The following is a 14,936-nucleotide window of genomic DNA, read 5'->3' on the forward strand; positions in this document are numbered from 1 at the left end:
CCGAAACGAGCTATCGAAACCCACCGCTACCAAGCCCGCGTGATATTCCACGGGCGGCCGCGACCAACGCGGGCAGTAAAGGAGCCGGATCCTGCTCCACCGGAACAACTGTCGAGACCGCTGCCACGACACTGCCCCCGGCTTCGCGGACAGGAGCGGCGACGGCAAGGGTTCCGACGTTCAGATACTCACGACAGACCACGAATCCGGCGCGCCTGATCTCGTCGAGAGTTGCTCGCAAAATCCGCTCGGAAGTAATGGTTTTGGGAGTGAACGACTCGAGGCCGGCGCGAAGGACGTCGTCGAGAAGCTCGGTTCCGCCGTGCGCGAGGAGAATCAATCCACCGCTGGACGCATGCAACGGCAATCTTCCGCCGGCACGGCCGACCACGGTGACGGCGCTACGCGAGGACAAGCGCTCGAGGTACAGAGCCTCGGTGCCCTCACGAACGACCAACTGCACGTTCTCTCGGGTGACCTCGTACAGGTCTTCGAGGAACGGCAACGCCACCTGCCGTAGGCCGTGAGCGCCGGGAGCGAGAGCGCCGATCTCCCACAACCGGACTCCGACCTGGTACTTGCCGTCACTCCGACGCTCGAGTGCGCCCTCAGCCACCAACTGCCCACACAGTCTATGGACGGTGGGCAGAGGCAAACCGCTGCGACGACTGATCTCCGACTGCGTCAACCGCGGCGATTTCGCGTCGAAGGCACCGAGCACGATAAATGCCCGGCCGATCAACGAACGCTCGCCTGATGCCATTCACACAGTGTGACTGACATCAGGCGAAACGTGTTCAGGCGGTGCGAAGCTACGCGGAGTGCGCCAATTCCGGTTCGCGTTCGGTCACCGGCGGCGTGGCCTCGATCTTCATCGGCTCCTGCGCGTAGTGGAAGTGCGGACGACGGTGACCGATGAACGAACCGAACCACGACATCACAGCGACATACCGGTTGCGGAAGCCCACCAGATACATCACGTGCACGGCCAGCCACATGAACCAGGCGATCGTGCCCTTGAACTCGACCTTGCGGACGCGACACACAGCGCTGAATCGGCTGATGATCGACATGCTGCCCTTGTCGAAGTATTTGAAAGGCGTTCCGGCCTTGACCTTTCCGTTCACAGTCTTCGCTGCATGACGGCCACCCTGCATTGCAACGGGCGACTGACCCGGCAGACCGTTCAGCGAAGTCATGTCGCCGATGGCAAAGACGTTGGCGAACCCGCCGACGGTCAAGTCCGGATTGATGAGCAGACGACCTGCACGGTCACTCTCACAACCGGTCGCCTCGCCGAGCACTGCTGCGAAGTCGTTGGCGCGAACACCGGCCGACCAGATGACGGTCTCGGCGTCGATGCGCTTCTCTTCCTTGGTCTTTGCCGAAGAGACGGTGACACCGTGCTCGTCGATGGCGGTGACCATAGTGTTGAGAACAACCTCGACACCCGACTTCTCGAGCGAGGCCTGTGTGTACTCACTGAGCTTGCCGCCGAAGGCCGGAAGCGCAACGCCCGCGCCCTCGACCATGGTGACCGTGACCTCGTCGGCGCTGATGTTGTTGATGGACTTGGCGAAGTAGCGACGCGCCAGTTCCTTGATCTGTCCGGCGAGCTCGACGCCGGTCGCGCCTGCACCGACGACAACGAAGCTGAGCAGGTTGCGGCGAACCAGCGCGTCGTTGGTGGTGTGAGCCTCTTCGAAGCAACGCAGGATCTGCTTACGCAGGACCTCGGCATCCTCGACGGTCTTGAGCTTGTAGGTGACCTTTTCGAACTCGTCATGACCGAAGTACGCCTGGGTGGCACCGGTTGCTGCGATGAGCGAGCGGTATCCGAGAGTGTGGCGGGTGCCCGAAGCCTCGTAGACGACGGTGTTCTCTTCGGCGTTGACCTCGACGACGCGACCGAGACGCACGTCGGCGTTGGGGTACTTCTGCAGGATCGTGCGGATGGGCGGAGCAACTTCGCCTGCCGACAGAACGCCCGTCGCCACCTGGTAGAGCAGCGGCTGGAAGAGGTGCTCGGTGGTGGCGGAGATGAGGACGAACGGCGTCTTGGACTTCGCGAGAGTCTTGGCCGCGGCGAGGGCTCCGAATCCCGAACCGACGATGACTACCTGAGTCTGCTCGTGTCCAGTCGCGTCGATGTCAGCGCGACCCGCAGCTGTTCTATCCACAACAAATCTCCTCAACCAAATTGAAAGTATGACTATTACGGTATGGACTGATCATGGGTCGGGTCCAGCTAGCTGGAGTATTCGCAAGACTGTTATCTCGATTGCTCATAAGTAAGCTGTCCTCATGGACTTCCGCCAACTCAAGTACTTCCTCGTCGTGAGCGAGGAACTGAGCTTCAGTCGCGCTGCCGAGCGCTGCTTCATCTCGCAGTCGGCGATCAGCCATCAGGTCGCCCGACTGGAGAAGGAGCTTGGCGCGACACTCTTCGAACGCTCGACCCGAGCCGTTCGCCTTGCCCCGGCAGGATCGCGACTCGTGCCCATCGCGCAGCAGGTCCTCAGCCTCGAAACGATGGCCTACTCCGTCGCACGCGACCCACGAGCCCGGATCCGGATCACCGGAAACATGAGCTTCGCCGCTCAGACGCTGGACGCCATCGCACACGTGCGCGAACTTCATCCGGACCTGGACGTCGAGTTCGTCATCAAGAGCTTTGCCCACCGCATGGACGCCGTGGCCTCCGGTGACGCCGACATCGCGCTGATTCGCGGCGGCGTCGACCGCCCCGGACTCGAACCCTTGGACCTCGGCGTCGAAGATCTCCTGGTCGTCATGTCGAGCCGGCACCCCCTGGCCGGCCAGCAAAGCGTCGACCTCAATGATCTGGCCGCATACCCCCTGCTCCTGCCGCCGCGCCAAAGCCAGGTGCTCATTCACAAGGTGGTCGAGGACGCGTTCCGCGAGATAGATCGACGCGTCCAACTGGGCCCTGCAATTCCGAGCGATCACACAGCCACGCTGGACGTGATCACCAACCCGCGCGCCTGGACCCTCCTGTATTCGATCACCGCAGGCGAATCTCCACGCGCCGGCATCAGCTTCATGCGAGAATCGCACGGCCGCTTGCGAATTCCCGTCTCGGGAGTGACCCGAAGCGGCGCCACCCACTCGACCGAGTTCGCCGATCTGATCCAAGCGCTCAAGGACGCCATGAATCCGTCTTTCACTGAGTGAAAGTGCGATGGCGATCGACTCCCCTCACGGAGCAACGTGGTGCACAACCATGTGATGCGGCGCGCGGTTGCATCCCTTTACCGAGGAGCGGCCATGACGCGTTTGCTGAGCGAACCTGTGTGGGAATCGAAGATCTTCGACGGCGAATGGGTTCGCGGTAGCGCCGACGATCGTATTGTCGTCGAGCCGGCCACCGGCAAGCAGTTGACGACGGTCGGCATGGCAACACCAGACGACGTGGCAGCCGCTGCAACAAAAGCTGCTGCAGCTCAGAAGGATTGGGCAGCAAGGCCGTACACCGAACGAGCCGCCGTTCTACGCCGCGCCGGTCAACTGTTCGAGCAGTACGCCGACGAAATCGGCGAATGGGTAATCCGCGAGGCCGGCAGCATTCCCGCCAAAGCCGGACTGGAAACCCACACCGCTGCCGAAGAGTGCTACAACGCAGCAGCTTTGGCCGCACACCCCGTCGGCGAGGTGCTGCGCTCGGAGCAACCGCGGCTGAGCTTCTCTCGTCGCGTCCCCGTCGGCACCGTCGGTGTCATCGCACCGTTCAACTTCCCGATCATTCTGTCGATCCGTGCAGTCGCTCCCGCACTGGCACTGGGCAATTCGGTGATCCTCAAGCCTGATCCGCGCACGGCGATCTGTGGCGGTGTGGTTCTTGCCCGCATCTTCGAAGAAGCCGGTCTGCCTGCCGGAGTGTTCGGCATGCTGCCGGGTGGCGCTGACGCCGGTGAGGCAATCGTGGTTCATCCGAGCGTTCGCGTCATCGCATTCACCGGGTCGACCCGGGCAGGACGCGCTGTCGGTGAACTGGCGGGCCGCCATCTCAAACGAGCACACCTCGAGCTCGGGGGAAACAACGCACTGATCGTCATGGACGACGTCAACCTCGAAAAGGCCGCATCTGTAGGCGCTTTCGGATCCTTCATGCACCAGGGGCAGATCTGCATGACCACCGGCCGCCAACTCGTCCACGAAAGTATCGCCGCCGACTACACCGCACTCCTTGCCGAACACGCCGACAAGCTTCCGGTAGGCGACCCGTTCACCGGTCAGGTCGCACTCGGACCCATCATCGACGCCGGACAACGCGACCACATCCACTCCCTGGTCACCGGAAGCATCGCGGCCGGAGCAAAACTGGCGGCCGGCGGCACCTACGAGGATCTCTTCTACCGGCCCACCGTGCTGGCCGACACCCCACTCACCGCGCCGGCATTCGCCGACGAAGTCTTCGGGCCAGTCGCACCGGTCACCTCCTTCGCCACCGTCGAACAGGCCGTCGCCATGGCCAACGATTCCGAGTACGGACTGTCACTGGGCATTCTGACCTCCGACGCCATGCGAGGGCTCGAGCTCGCCCAACAAATCCCCACCGGCCTCGTACACATCAACGATCAGACCGTCGGCGACGAAGCAGTCATCCCGTTCGGCGGTATGGCGTCTTCGGGTAACGGTGGCCGCGTCGGCGGTATCGGCGCAAACCTCGACGCCTTCACCGAAACGCAGTGGGTGACTGCGCAGAGCGCACTCCCGGTCTACCCCTTCTAGTCCGGAACACGCCGAGTTGGTCCTGAATACACCGAACTGACCCCAGGGGCTCACTGACCAGCATTGACGGGATCGATCTCGCGGACTTACCATCCAGAGAAAATTACTTCGGCACATTAAGCAATTTCTCTTGTAATTCCCGAGAAGGACCCACTTGACGAATTCAGTGACGACCGACAGCGCTGCGCAGCCAACGGTCCACGACACCCCGGATGTATCCGTCGTAACATCGCCGCGCCGCGAGGCCGTCATCATCGGGGCGCTCAGCCTGGCCGCGATGATCGTCTCGATGATGCAGACACTGCCCGTCCCGATTTTGGGGCGTATTCAGTCCGATCTGGGCGCATCCGCGGCCGGCATCAGTTGGGTGACGACGGCGACGTTGCTGTCGGCCGCCGTTTTCACTCCCCTGTTGGGCCGCTACGGCGATCAGCACGGCAAGAAGCGCACGCTGGTCGGCGTTCTGGTCGTCATGGTCATCGGTTCGATCGTCGCCGCACTGGCACACAATCTGCCACTTCTCATCCTCGGACGCGTCCTCCAGGGGACCGCCACCGCCATCTTCCCGCTGGCTCTGTCGGTCCTGCGCGAAGAGGTCCGCCCACACAAGCTTCCCGGCGCGATGGCATTGGTCAGCGGAACTCTCGCATTCGGCAGCGGGCTCGCCCTCGTAGCCACCGGACTTCTCACATCGGCTCCGGATGCCGACTACCGCAACGCCTTCTGGATGGCCACCGGGTTCGCGTTGCTTGCCCTCGTCGCCGTCATCACGCTGGTTCCGGCAACCAAGCACAAGAGCGGCGGGCGCGTCGACGTCATCGGCGCGCTGAGCCTGGGCGCTGCACTCCTTCTGCTCCTGTTGTCGATTTCGCAAGGCCACCAATGGGGTTGGTTCTCACCCGTGACCATCGGTGTTTTCCTGGGCTCGATCGTGATGTTCGCAGTCTGGGTCTGGATCGAGAAGATCGTCGACGAACCACTGGTCGACATGCGAATGTTCGTCCACCGGCCCGTGATGATGGCGAATCTGGCGGGGGTCATGCTGGGCTTCGGAATGTTCGCCAACTTCCTGGGCATCTCCTATCTCGTGCAGCTTCCCCACGCCCTCACGGGATACGGATTCGACGCCAGCATTCTGCGTGCGTCGGTGGAATTCCTGCTGCCGGGTGCGATTGCCTCGCTGATCGCAGCACCGATCGGTGGGCGGCTCATCAGAGTGCGTGGGCCACGCTTCGTCCTGGGACTCACCGCCATCTGTGGTGCGGTGCCGTTCGCCTGGCTCGCGTACGACCACACGCACACCGCGTCGGTCATCGGTGCCGGCATCGTGATCGGCGCCGCCGTGAGCCTGGGCTACGCGGCCATGCCCGCGATCATCATGTCGAGCGTTCCGCGACACCAGAGTGGAATAGCCAACGGCATCAACTCGATCTCCCGTTCCACCGGCAGCGCCATGGGCAGTGCAGTGGTGACTACGATTCTCGCCTCGATGACCATCGCGAACCTGCCAGAGGGCGTATCCGCTCTGCCCAGCGAATCCGCCTTCACCGTCACCTTCGTCACTGCCGCCGTAGCTTTCGCTCTGGTCGGCCTGGTGGGTTGGTCAGGCCTCCCCAAGAGTGCGTCGACGTCTGTCAACGGCAGCACGTGAACAGGCCTGCTCCGAACAGCTCCGCATTCACGAGATGCCCATGCGTGTGAGCATTGTGCGAGGATCGGCGGGAGGTAGCAGGTCTCGAAGCTGAGCGGCTCGGCGGTCGGTGAACTGCCGACACGCGTCGTCGTCGGAGAACACCCAGAAGTCCCCACGCGCTATTGCTTCGGTCATGTGCTCGGCGGCATCGAGCGGGTCGAGTCCGGATTCGACGTTCGCCTGTTGCATTGCATCGAAGACAGCGTTTGCCGTGACGTTCGTAGTCGGCGCGTCACGCTGGGCCGCACGAAAGATCTCACTCCGGATCGAGTGTGGAACAACAGCACTGACCTGAATCGGAGAGTCGACCAACGACAGATCTTGGTGCAAGCTCTCGGTCATCGCCAGCACCGCGAACTTACTGACGATGTACGGTCCTTGCACCGCGGCGCTGTTGATCCCGCCGACAGAAGACAGATTAGCCACACACGCCGGCTTACCCACCTTCAACATCAATGGCACGAAAGCACGAAGGCAATAGAAGACGCCGTCGACGTTGATCTCCATCAACCGTCTCCACCGCGCACCACTGACTTCCCACAGCAACCCGGCCGTCTCCACTCCGGCATTGTTGACCAGCAACTCGACGCTGCCGTGACGATCGAACACATTGTCCGCCATCCTCTTCACGGCATCGGCATCCGCTACGTCCACCCCATGGACGTCAGCTCTCCCACCGGCCGCGCGAATGTCCTCGGCGACGAGCGACGCACGCTCCTCGTCGATGTCGGCAACGACCACCGTCATTCCCAGCCGCGCAAGGTGACGGGCGAACCCTGCACCGATACCGGCCCCCGCACCGGTCACGACGGCCGTGCCGGTACCGAACCGGCGTTCAGCGTGGGACATCTCCACTCCTCGGGTTGTGTCGCCGAAACTATTGCTCGACAAAGACTTCAGATTCCTTCGGGCAGAATGTTGGGATTGCACCACGTCGGTGGCTCACGTCTGGGCATCAGCCCTTGCCCGTCGAGCGCCTTCACGACCAGATCCTGATACCAGGGAAAATGAAGACTGAAGGCTACAAGGCCGGTCCGCTCGGCCGCGGGAAGAGAACACATGGCCAGTACCGTCTCGGCAAGATACTCGACGGGCTCGGTTTCGTATCCATCCGGAATGAGTGCGTCGGCGCCGGGAGTCGAGATCGCAGTGGAAGGCCCCACCGAGTTGACCGCGATATTGTCGTCCAGCACCTCCGCGGCGAGGCCCTGTGTGAACCTGTGCAGTGCTGCCTTCATCGACGCGTAAATCACGTCACCCGACGTCTTGTTGTAGTCGCGGAAGGGCCTGATCGGATTCAGTCCCGTCGAGGAACCGATGTTCACGATCCAGCCTGCGCCGCGCTCTCGCATGTAGGGGATGGCTGCCTTCGACAGGGCGAACGGCGCGCGAATGTAGTGGTCGAGGGTCCGATCGAACGTCGCCAGCGACATCTTCTCGATCGGCGCGTAGTCGGCAAACCCGGCATTGTTCACGAGGATGTCGATACCTCCGGTCCGCGAGACGACCTTCTCGATCAATCCGTCGCGAGCCTCGGAATCCTCGAGATCGGCCGGAATGGCAAGTGCACGACCGTGTTGCGACTCGATCATCTCGACGGTCTCGGACAACGTACCGCCGATGACGACATTACTGTCGGCACGGACTGCCGCGGTAGGCCGAGTCGACCGTGCGGTGACGACCACGGTTGCCCCCTCTGCCGCCAGTCGCCTGGCGATCGCCCTGCCTATGCCTCGACTGCTCCCGGTCACCAGCGCGGTCTTCCCTACCAGCGAGTGATTCAACTGCTCCTCCAAGCCTCTTCCACTTCACGACATCGAACACATGACGTATGTGTTCGACCTGAGTTCGACTGCATTTCACGCAATCGTTGTCCGCCATGTTGCATCATCCGATTCTGTTGCACAGCAACGATTCCCGCCTGACGGGAGGTGTCGAAATGCCGGGCACATGACCAAATCCGCTATCTCCCGCTGTGTGAGATCGAAAGCATCACAACGGGTTAGGGGAAAGTAATCTTCACCAATGGCAGATGAAACGCTCTACGTGATCGATCGGATAGTCACTAAACCGGGATGCGGTCGACAGTTCGTCGACGCGCTACTCGACCAGTATTTGCCGAGTGCACAGCGTCGCGGCATGACACTCGCCGACGTACTCGTCAGCCCTCCGTTGTGGTGCGATCAAGACCCGAACACCTTGACCGTCACCTGGACGGTCGACGGCACGGCCGGCTGGTGGTCGATGACGCGCCAGGGCCGCAGAGACTCCACCCTCAGACAGTGGTGGGATGCAATGGCTCCGCTCATAATCGAACGGAGTCGCTCCATGGCCGCCGCAGCAAAGGACATCGAAGGACTGAGCAATGTATAACGTGACAAGAGTCGTGCACGCCGCCAACGGGGCGGGCGCCGACGAGTGGGCCGCTGCAGTGAAGAACATTGCCGCAGTTGCCGAATCGTCGAACGCGCTACGTCGTCTCGTCTGTACGACACTTCCCGGCGTCATCAACGGCGGAGATCTGATCGTCCATCTTCAGTTCGAAGACGAGATGGCTTGGCAGACAGCCCGAGATGCGGTCGACGACAGCCTGCGCTGCGCCACCGTCGACCACTTCCACGGCGCCGAGTACTCGTCCGGGACCACGGGACGTTCCGGCGCCGAAGCCGCCGGTCAGGTGTACCGAGCGCTGTTCATCCGGGTATCCCCCAGCACACCCCAGGACGTACTCGAAGAATTCGAACGGGATCTGCTCAGGATGCCTACCCATATCTCGTCGATCTGCGCCTGGCGTCTCAGCCGAGTCGACGCAGCGACCGGGCACACACCATGGACTCATGTCTGGGAGCAGGAGTTCACCGACCTCGGCTCACTGCAGACCCAGTACCTCGATCATCCGATTCACTGGGCAGTGGTGGACCGGTGGTTCGACCCCGAATGTCCCGAGGCAGTGGTCCACGACAGAATCTGTCACACGTTCGGCAATCTCACCGAGAGACTCCTGACAGTGAAGTGATCTGCCTACTCGCTACCGAGCGCCTCGCGCGTCATTGCCCAAAGCTTCTGTCGCGCAGGCTCGGTCAGTGACAAAGACGGGATAGTGAGGAAGCCGTGGAACAATCCTTCGAAGCGATGATGGCGCACCGAAACGCCAGCCGTCGCGAGCATCTGCGCATACGCGTCACCTGACGAACACGGCGGATCGAGTTCGGCTGTCACGACGACAGCCGACGGAAGACCGGCGAGCGTCTCCGCACGCGTAGGAATCACACGGGCGTCGTCGCGACCTTCAGGCGCGTACTGCTGCCAGTACCATTCCATCGCTGCGGTGGTGTTGTAGTGACCCGTGCCGTAGAGCCGATACGACTCGGTTTCGAAGTCGTCGTCGATCACGGGGTAGATGAGAACCTGAAGGGCAATTTCCGGACCACCCCGATCCCGAGCGGCAATAGCCACGGTCGCCGCGAGGTTCCCTCCCGCACTGTCGCCCACAAGTGCGATTTTACCTGCGTCGGAACCGTATTCGGCAGCATGCTCGCTGGCCCACGCCACCGCGGCGTAGACGTCGTCGTGGGCTGCCGGTGCCGGATGCTCCGGCGCCAACCGATAGTCGACGGCAACCACTACTGCGCCGACTCCCTGCGCCATCGATCGACAGAATTCGTCGTGACTGTCCAGATCGCAGAACACGAAACCGCCCCCGTGAGCGAAGACCACGAGAGGAACGTCGTTCGAGGTTCCATGCGGACGAAAGACGCGAATTGCCAGATCTCCACCGGGACCGTCGATTACGTGATTCTCGACTGAAAGCATGTCGGGAAGACCCGTCAGCGGCGCACGTCGGTTCCGAATCAGAGTTCGTAGCTCCGACGGCGGGACACTGGTGACATCCGGGAATCCAGCGTTGAGGGTTGCAAGCATCGTGGTGACTTCCGCTTGAATCGTCATATCGTCTCCTGGTCTCTCAGCCCGGCGGGTGGCGCTACGTCTGCGCCGGCATCCGCGTTTGTCCACTTGGCGTGTGATCACGTCAACGTAGATCGCCCACCACCAAGCAAGGAACCCGCTCTCCCGATCAGTGGTCCGTTTCCGCCGACGAGCACCGGAGGCGTCCGATCCACAGGGTGGCCTTCTTCACAAAGCAGAAAAAACATGTCATCATTCCTAATCGAAATAGCCTTGTCCAGGGCAGTTGTCCAACTTGACTACGGGATAGCAGAGGGAACACATGTCGCTCCAGCTCGAGGTCGATCCCGCAACGCCGAACGCCTTCCTCGACCGAGTCTCTCTGCTACTGGATGCGTTCGGCGGTCGAGATCGTCTCACCCTCGCCGAGATTGTCCGACGAACCGGGCTTCCAAGGTCTTCAGCCCACCGCATACTCGACCATCTGGTCCAACTTCGGTGGCTGCACCGCAGCGGCCGCGATTACACGCTCGGGTTGCGGCTCGTGGAACTCGGCTCGTTGGCCGTGTACCAGGACAGACTTCACTCAGCTGCGCATCCGCACCTGTACGAATTGCACCGGCGTACCGGACTGATCGTCGAGATGACGATTCTCGACGGCTCAAATGTGGTGTGCCGCGCCCACATGGCAGGTCGTTTCGCCAGCATGATTCCGAATCGGATCGGTTTCAGCACGCGCGCAGACGGAACTCTCGTCGGCAGGGTCCTCCACACCTTCAACAACGAGCGAGGAGAGGCGGCCGACGAGGTCCGAAAAACCGGCGTGGGATACGGCCGTGACACGCCGATCGACGGATTCGGCACGATCGCCACTCCGATCGGCCCGATCGGCGTCGCGACCTCCGCGCTGTCGATCTGCGGACCGCTCCGACAAATGCCGCTCGACGAGCGGAACTCGCCTCTCACCGGGCTTCTTCGGGAAACAGCCGCTTCCCTGTGGCGAAATGCGGGCGTCCGGACCACCGAAAGCATGCGAGCTCAGTAGGCACGAAGACTGGGCACGAAAACCTCGACAGCACAATTCTATTGGCGTGGGGCAGAATCTGGAGAGTTGTACCTCCGCACGCTCAGATCAACTTCCAACTACCGGCATTGACGGGCTGCGGCAAGCCGAGAGCGTTGGCGTCGCCTTGCGCGAATCGAGCGGCGGCCTCATCGATGTCATCGAGCAACTGAGCGGCGAGGTCGATCTCCATCTGAAAATGGCGGCCTATCCATCGCAGACTCATCTCGGTAAATGCCCAGGCGGGTTCATTCTCCGAGTTATCGGCGTGTTCGATTGCCTTGAGCTTCTTTGCCTCGAGGTTGTCGATGTGATCGAGCACTATCGACTTGAGCTGATCGGGGTCGTTGAGGTGGCCGACCCACAGTCTCAACATCACTCCATGTTTGAGAACGGGGGTTTCGATCTCCGATCGGCGTGACCATGATCTGAGAGCCTCGATACCGGATTCGGTTATCGTGAACACTCGTCGACGACGCCCACCCGATTCCGAAACCTCCCGCGAACTGACGAATCCCAGCGTTTCCAGCTTTTTGAGCTCGGTATAGACCTGGCTCACCGACGGGCTCCAGTAATAGAACCCGATGCTCCAGTCGGCCCAGCTTTTCAGATCGCTGCCACTGAGTTCTTCTCCGAATGTGAGCATTCCCAGCACTGCCCAACTTGTCGCGGGCAATGCCGGGTAACACGCAGTTGCGGGATCAGGCACCGGCCCAGACTAACAAGACGTCGACCATCTGACACCGACTTGCCCACCGAGTGGTCTGTTCACGAACTCGTGCAATCAGAAAAGGTTCAATCGCAGTTCGGAGACACCGCGGATAAAGGCCGTGCCACCCCACGTCACTCCACCGTCGACGAGCTCGGTCTTCGGCGCTTTGTCGATCAACGCATTCAGGATGGTCTTGATCTCCAGCCGGGCCAACCACGCACCGAGGCAAGCGTGCGCACCGTGACCGAACGTGATGTGGTCCCGGACATTTGACCTCGACCAGTCCAATCTGTCCGCGTTCGGACCGAATCGAGTTTCATCGCGGTTTGCCGACGCCAGCCACGTCACAATGTGATTTCCGGCCGGAATCACCGCATCTCCCACCGCGTAATCCTCGGGAGCAATGCGAATCATCAACTGCGCCGTCGGCTCATAGCGCAGGACTTCTTCTACCGCGTGATCGAGCAGTGCCCTGTCGTCGACGAGTCGTTCCCACTGATCACGATGGCCCATAAGTGCATTCATGGTGAGACCGACCTGATTGACTGTGGTGTCCAGTCCGGCGATGACCAAAGTCTGCACGGTAGCGGCAACTTGATCCAGCCCGATTATCTCGCCTTCGTCGCCGGCGGAGATGAAGTCCGACAGGATGTCGTCGCCAAGATTGTTGCGCTTCCAAGCGATAACGTCCTGAAGGTGTGCCGAGAAATCACGCTGAGCGGAAATGTAGTCGCTGGTCTGCTCGGCAGTCAGAAACGGATCGAGTAGGTTGAGTCCCTTACGGGTCCACTCGAACATCGTATCGGTGTCGGCAGGTACGGGGATACCGAAAATTTCGCAGACAAGGCGAATCGGTAGCGGATGAGCAACTTCCGTCACCAGCTCGATCTCGGAGCCCCGTCCATGATCGGCAAGCAACTCGTCGACGATTTCCTTCGCCCGCGCGTCGTAACGCTTGATTGCCCTGGGCGTGAACGGGCGCGCCAGTAGCTTGCGCAATGCCAGATGGTCCGGCGGATCCAGCTTCGACAACGATGGGCGCAACAAGTAGGCGTCGCTGCCACCGGCCGCCTTGATCCGCATATTGCGCGGTGCCTCGAGTGCATACTGTTCCGACGAACTCAGCGACTTGTCCGCCAATGCGCGTTTCACGTCGTCGTAGGCGAAAAGCATGTATACGCCATTCGAATGCTGTTGTACCGGAGCAACTTCTCGCGCAATCGCGTACCGCGCGTACGGATCGGACAGGAAGCCTGGCTCCGTTGGATCGACCAATCCCGTTCTGAGCCAATCCGTTGTGTCATGAACCGCACGCTCCGAACCCACCGGCGAAGTCATAGTCAACCTCTCGTCCTCGACAAAATCACTCACACAAGATCTGGCAGATCATTGACGCCCTCGTAAAAATCCACAGCCGAATACCACTGGTGACGAGCGTCAGCGCTGCGCTGAACTGAACTGCGCAGAGCTTCACAGTCGGACTACGAGGCAACCAACAAACCGCCCGCTGTATGGGAAATGAAGTCGCGCTCCGGACGTCGGGTTGCCACATTCTCACTGAGCGGGCGGGAAGGTGCGCTCCTTGCTGCTCGAGGACAGAATTCCCAGACGTCTTCGCCGTGAATCAGTAAGGCGGCGAGATCAATTCCGGGCAATCGTCCCGAGAAGTGATGCGAACCGGTGTCGAAGCAGATTGGAAATTGCGCATGACCGAATATGTGAACCGCGCTGTGCGAGTCGTTCGAGCTCCCCGCGGCTTGCCTGTCGTAGAAGATTTTCGGATCGACGAGGTTCCGATCCGGCCGCCCGCGGACGGCGAAGTTCTGTTCCGCGCCCACTATCTTTCGATCGATCCGGCGATACGAAGACGCCTACCGTCCACCAGCTCTGCCCCCGGGCCGTTGGGAGCTGTTGCCGGTATCGGCGACGTCGTCTTGGCTGGAGTGGTGCCTGCGCACTCCGGTTTGGACGGCATCGCAGTCGGCGAAGTGATTTCTTCGCGGCATCCTGACTTTGCGGCAGGTGATTTGGTTCGAGGCGGCACGCACTGGCAGGTTTATCACACAATCAAAGGCGCTGCCCTGGACCGCATACCGAGGGAGAATCGAGCTTCCCTAGGAGATGAACTCGGAATTCTAGGACAGCCAGGATTTGTCGCACACTGCGGAATGCGGTTGGTCGCCGACGTCCGAGAGCGAGACACAGTCGTGGTTTCGGCGGCCGGCGGAGCAGTCGGCATGGTTGCAGGCCAAATCGCGAAGCTGGCGGGCGCCCGGGTGATCGGAATCGCCGGGGGTGAGAAGACCGAATACGTTGTGGAGGAATTGGGGTTCGACGCCTGCATAGATAGGAAGACGGCGAACATCGGCGAGCAGTTGGACGAATTGTGTCCGAAGGGCGTCGACGTCTATTTCGACAACGTCGGAGGCTCGATCACGCGAGCGGTTTTCGATCGCATGGCCGATTTCGGAAGGGTGGTCGTGTGCGGAATGATCAGCGAATACAACCAGGATGAAAGCGAAGTCGGGCCTCCCCTACGCCCTGTACTACGCAAGCGTCTACGCATCGAAGGGTTCATCTGCTACGACCACTACGACCGGTACCCGGAGTACCGGGCGTGGGCGTCCGCTCGAATCGCCGAAGGTGGACTGCGCTACCGCAACGATGTCACCGAGGGCATCGAAAATGCCCCAGCGGCCTTGATCGGGCAGCTTTCGGGGCACAACCGGGGGAAGCAGTTGGTGATGATTTGACAAAGGGAGACCACACGTCGTTGTGTGGTCTCCCTTTTCGATTCGTTCAGCCGATCA

General features: G+C 61.3%; 14 protein-coding genes. 7 read left to right on the forward strand and 7 right to left on the reverse strand.

Translation table 11 applies throughout. The annotated features are described in order from the left end of the window. Positions 1 to 10 precede the first annotated feature (10 nt). Positions 11 to 763 (reverse strand): IclR family transcriptional regulator, encoded by a 753-nt coding sequence (locus ACN50D_RS09455; RefSeq protein WP_003943227.1) that lies wholly within the window; start codon positions 761 to 763, stop codon positions 11 to 13. A gap of 49 nt (positions 764 to 812) precedes the next feature. Continuing rightward, complete coding sequence (locus ACN50D_RS09460; RefSeq protein WP_003942969.1) at positions 813 to 2,180, reverse strand: NAD(P)/FAD-dependent oxidoreductase; 1,368 nt, start codon at positions 2,178 to 2,180, stop codon at positions 813 to 815. A gap of 124 nt (positions 2,181 to 2,304) precedes the next feature. Here ACN50D_RS09460 and ACN50D_RS09465 point away from each other — a divergent pair, with 124 nt between their 5' ends. The 3 genes from ACN50D_RS09465 (at position 2,305) to ACN50D_RS09475 (ending at position 6,403) form a co-directional block, all read left to right on the forward strand. Further along, entirely contained in the window at positions 2,305 to 3,195 is an 891-nt protein-coding gene (locus ACN50D_RS09465; protein ID WP_003943104.1) for a LysR family transcriptional regulator, read from the forward strand. Between the two features lie 93 nt (positions 3,196 to 3,288). Further along, positions 3,289 to 4,752, forward strand: coding sequence for an aldehyde dehydrogenase family protein (locus ACN50D_RS09470; protein ID WP_211921685.1), 1,464 nt, complete (start codon positions 3,289 to 3,291; stop codon positions 4,750 to 4,752). A gap of 154 nt (positions 4,753 to 4,906) precedes the next feature. Beyond that, positions 4,907 to 6,403 (forward strand): MFS transporter, encoded by a 1,497-nt coding sequence (locus tag ACN50D_RS09475; protein WP_249343022.1) that lies wholly within the window; start codon positions 4,907 to 4,909, stop codon positions 6,401 to 6,403. Between the two features lie 27 nt (positions 6,404 to 6,430). On the opposite strand, the gene ACN50D_RS09480 is transcribed toward ACN50D_RS09475, so the two are convergent. Together ACN50D_RS09480 and ACN50D_RS09485 are read right to left on the reverse strand one after the other, a co-directional pair. Then, positions 6,431 to 7,294, reverse strand: coding sequence for an SDR family NAD(P)-dependent oxidoreductase (locus ACN50D_RS09480; RefSeq protein WP_007730535.1), 864 nt, complete (start codon positions 7,292 to 7,294; stop codon positions 6,431 to 6,433). A 47-nt stretch (positions 7,295 to 7,341) separates the two neighbouring features. Then, entirely contained in the window at positions 7,342 to 8,229 is an 888-nt protein-coding gene (locus ACN50D_RS09485) for an SDR family NAD(P)-dependent oxidoreductase (RefSeq protein WP_042921616.1), read from the reverse strand. A 241-nt stretch (positions 8,230 to 8,470) separates the two neighbouring features. Here ACN50D_RS09485 and ACN50D_RS09490 point away from each other — a divergent pair, with 241 nt between their 5' ends. Then, positions 8,471 to 8,818 carry a hypothetical protein gene (locus tag ACN50D_RS09490; RefSeq protein ID WP_007730530.1) on the forward strand — a complete coding sequence of 116 codons (348 nt, stop codon included), beginning with the start codon at positions 8,471 to 8,473 and terminating at the stop codon, positions 8,816 to 8,818. Then, positions 8,811 to 9,461 (forward strand): Dabb family protein, encoded by a 651-nt coding sequence (locus ACN50D_RS09495; protein WP_211921687.1) that lies wholly within the window; start codon positions 8,811 to 8,813, stop codon positions 9,459 to 9,461. Before ACN50D_RS09490 ends, ACN50D_RS09495 begins: the two co-directional genes overlap by 8 nt. A gap of 5 nt (positions 9,462 to 9,466) precedes the next feature. Here the strand turns inward: ACN50D_RS09495 and ACN50D_RS09500 are convergent, their stop codons facing one another. Next, positions 9,467 to 10,393 (reverse strand): alpha/beta hydrolase, encoded by a 927-nt coding sequence (locus ACN50D_RS09500; protein WP_007730522.1) that lies wholly within the window; start codon positions 10,391 to 10,393, stop codon positions 9,467 to 9,469. 280 nt (positions 10,394 to 10,673) lie between these two features. Here ACN50D_RS09500 and ACN50D_RS09505 point away from each other — a divergent pair, with 280 nt between their 5' ends. Then, positions 10,674 to 11,396 (forward strand): IclR family transcriptional regulator, encoded by a 723-nt coding sequence (locus tag ACN50D_RS09505; protein ID WP_007730520.1) that lies wholly within the window; start codon positions 10,674 to 10,676, stop codon positions 11,394 to 11,396. 82 nt (positions 11,397 to 11,478) lie between these two features. Here the strand turns inward: ACN50D_RS09505 and ACN50D_RS09510 are convergent, their stop codons facing one another. Together ACN50D_RS09510 and ACN50D_RS09515 are read right to left on the reverse strand one after the other, a co-directional pair. Beyond that, positions 11,479 to 12,060, reverse strand: coding sequence for a PadR family transcriptional regulator (locus ACN50D_RS09510; protein WP_050656919.1), 582 nt, complete (start codon positions 12,058 to 12,060; stop codon positions 11,479 to 11,481). 138 nt (positions 12,061 to 12,198) lie between these two features. Continuing rightward, positions 12,199 to 13,464 carry a cytochrome P450 gene (locus ACN50D_RS09515; protein ID WP_211921688.1) on the reverse strand — a complete coding sequence of 422 codons (1,266 nt, stop codon included), beginning with the start codon at positions 13,462 to 13,464 and terminating at the stop codon, positions 12,199 to 12,201. Between the two features lie 368 nt (positions 13,465 to 13,832). Between ACN50D_RS09515 and ACN50D_RS09520 the strand changes: the two genes are divergently transcribed. Then, positions 13,833 to 14,879, forward strand: a complete 1,047-nt coding sequence (locus tag ACN50D_RS09520) for an NADP-dependent oxidoreductase (RefSeq protein WP_042451682.1) — start codon at positions 13,833 to 13,835, stop codon at positions 14,877 to 14,879. Positions 14,880 to 14,936: the final 57 nt, after the last annotated feature.

This window comes from Rhodococcus sp. SB1D, assembly GCF_048573875.1.
Classification (GTDB): domain Bacteria; phylum Actinomycetota; class Actinomycetes; order Mycobacteriales; family Mycobacteriaceae; genus Rhodococcus_F; species Rhodococcus_F qingshengii.

What these genes read in the sequence shown, in the direction of transcription:
- ACN50D_RS09470 (WP_211921685.1), top strand. Translation starts at nt 3,289, where the DNA reads ATGACGCGTTTGCTGAGCGAACCTGTGTGGGAATCGAAGATCTTCGAC.
- ACN50D_RS09510 (WP_050656919.1), bottom strand. Translation starts at nt 12,060, where the DNA reads ATGCTCACATTCGGAGAAGAACTCAGTGGCAGCGATCTGAAAAGCTGG.
- ACN50D_RS09500 (WP_007730522.1), bottom strand. Translation starts at nt 10,393, where the DNA reads ATGACGATTCAAGCGGAAGTCACCACGATGCTTGCAACCCTCAACGCT.
- ACN50D_RS09480 (WP_007730535.1), bottom strand. Translation starts at nt 7,294, where the DNA reads ATGTCCCACGCTGAACGCCGGTTCGGTACCGGCACGGCCGTCGTGACC.
- ACN50D_RS09465 (WP_003943104.1), top strand. Translation starts at nt 2,305, where the DNA reads ATGGACTTCCGCCAACTCAAGTACTTCCTCGTCGTGAGCGAGGAACTG.
- ACN50D_RS09455 (WP_003943227.1), bottom strand. Translation starts at nt 763, where the DNA reads ATGGCATCAGGCGAGCGTTCGTTGATCGGCCGGGCATTTATCGTGCTC.
- ACN50D_RS09505 (WP_007730520.1), top strand. Translation starts at nt 10,674, where the DNA reads ATGTCGCTCCAGCTCGAGGTCGATCCCGCAACGCCGAACGCCTTCCTC.
- ACN50D_RS09495 (WP_211921687.1), top strand. Translation starts at nt 8,811, where the DNA reads ATGTATAACGTGACAAGAGTCGTGCACGCCGCCAACGGGGCGGGCGCC.
- ACN50D_RS09520 (WP_042451682.1), top strand. Translation starts at nt 13,833, where the DNA reads ATGACCGAATATGTGAACCGCGCTGTGCGAGTCGTTCGAGCTCCCCGC.
- ACN50D_RS09515 (WP_211921688.1), bottom strand. Translation starts at nt 13,464, where the DNA reads ATGACTTCGCCGGTGGGTTCGGAGCGTGCGGTTCATGACACAACGGAT.
- ACN50D_RS09490 (WP_007730530.1), top strand. Translation starts at nt 8,471, where the DNA reads ATGGCAGATGAAACGCTCTACGTGATCGATCGGATAGTCACTAAACCG.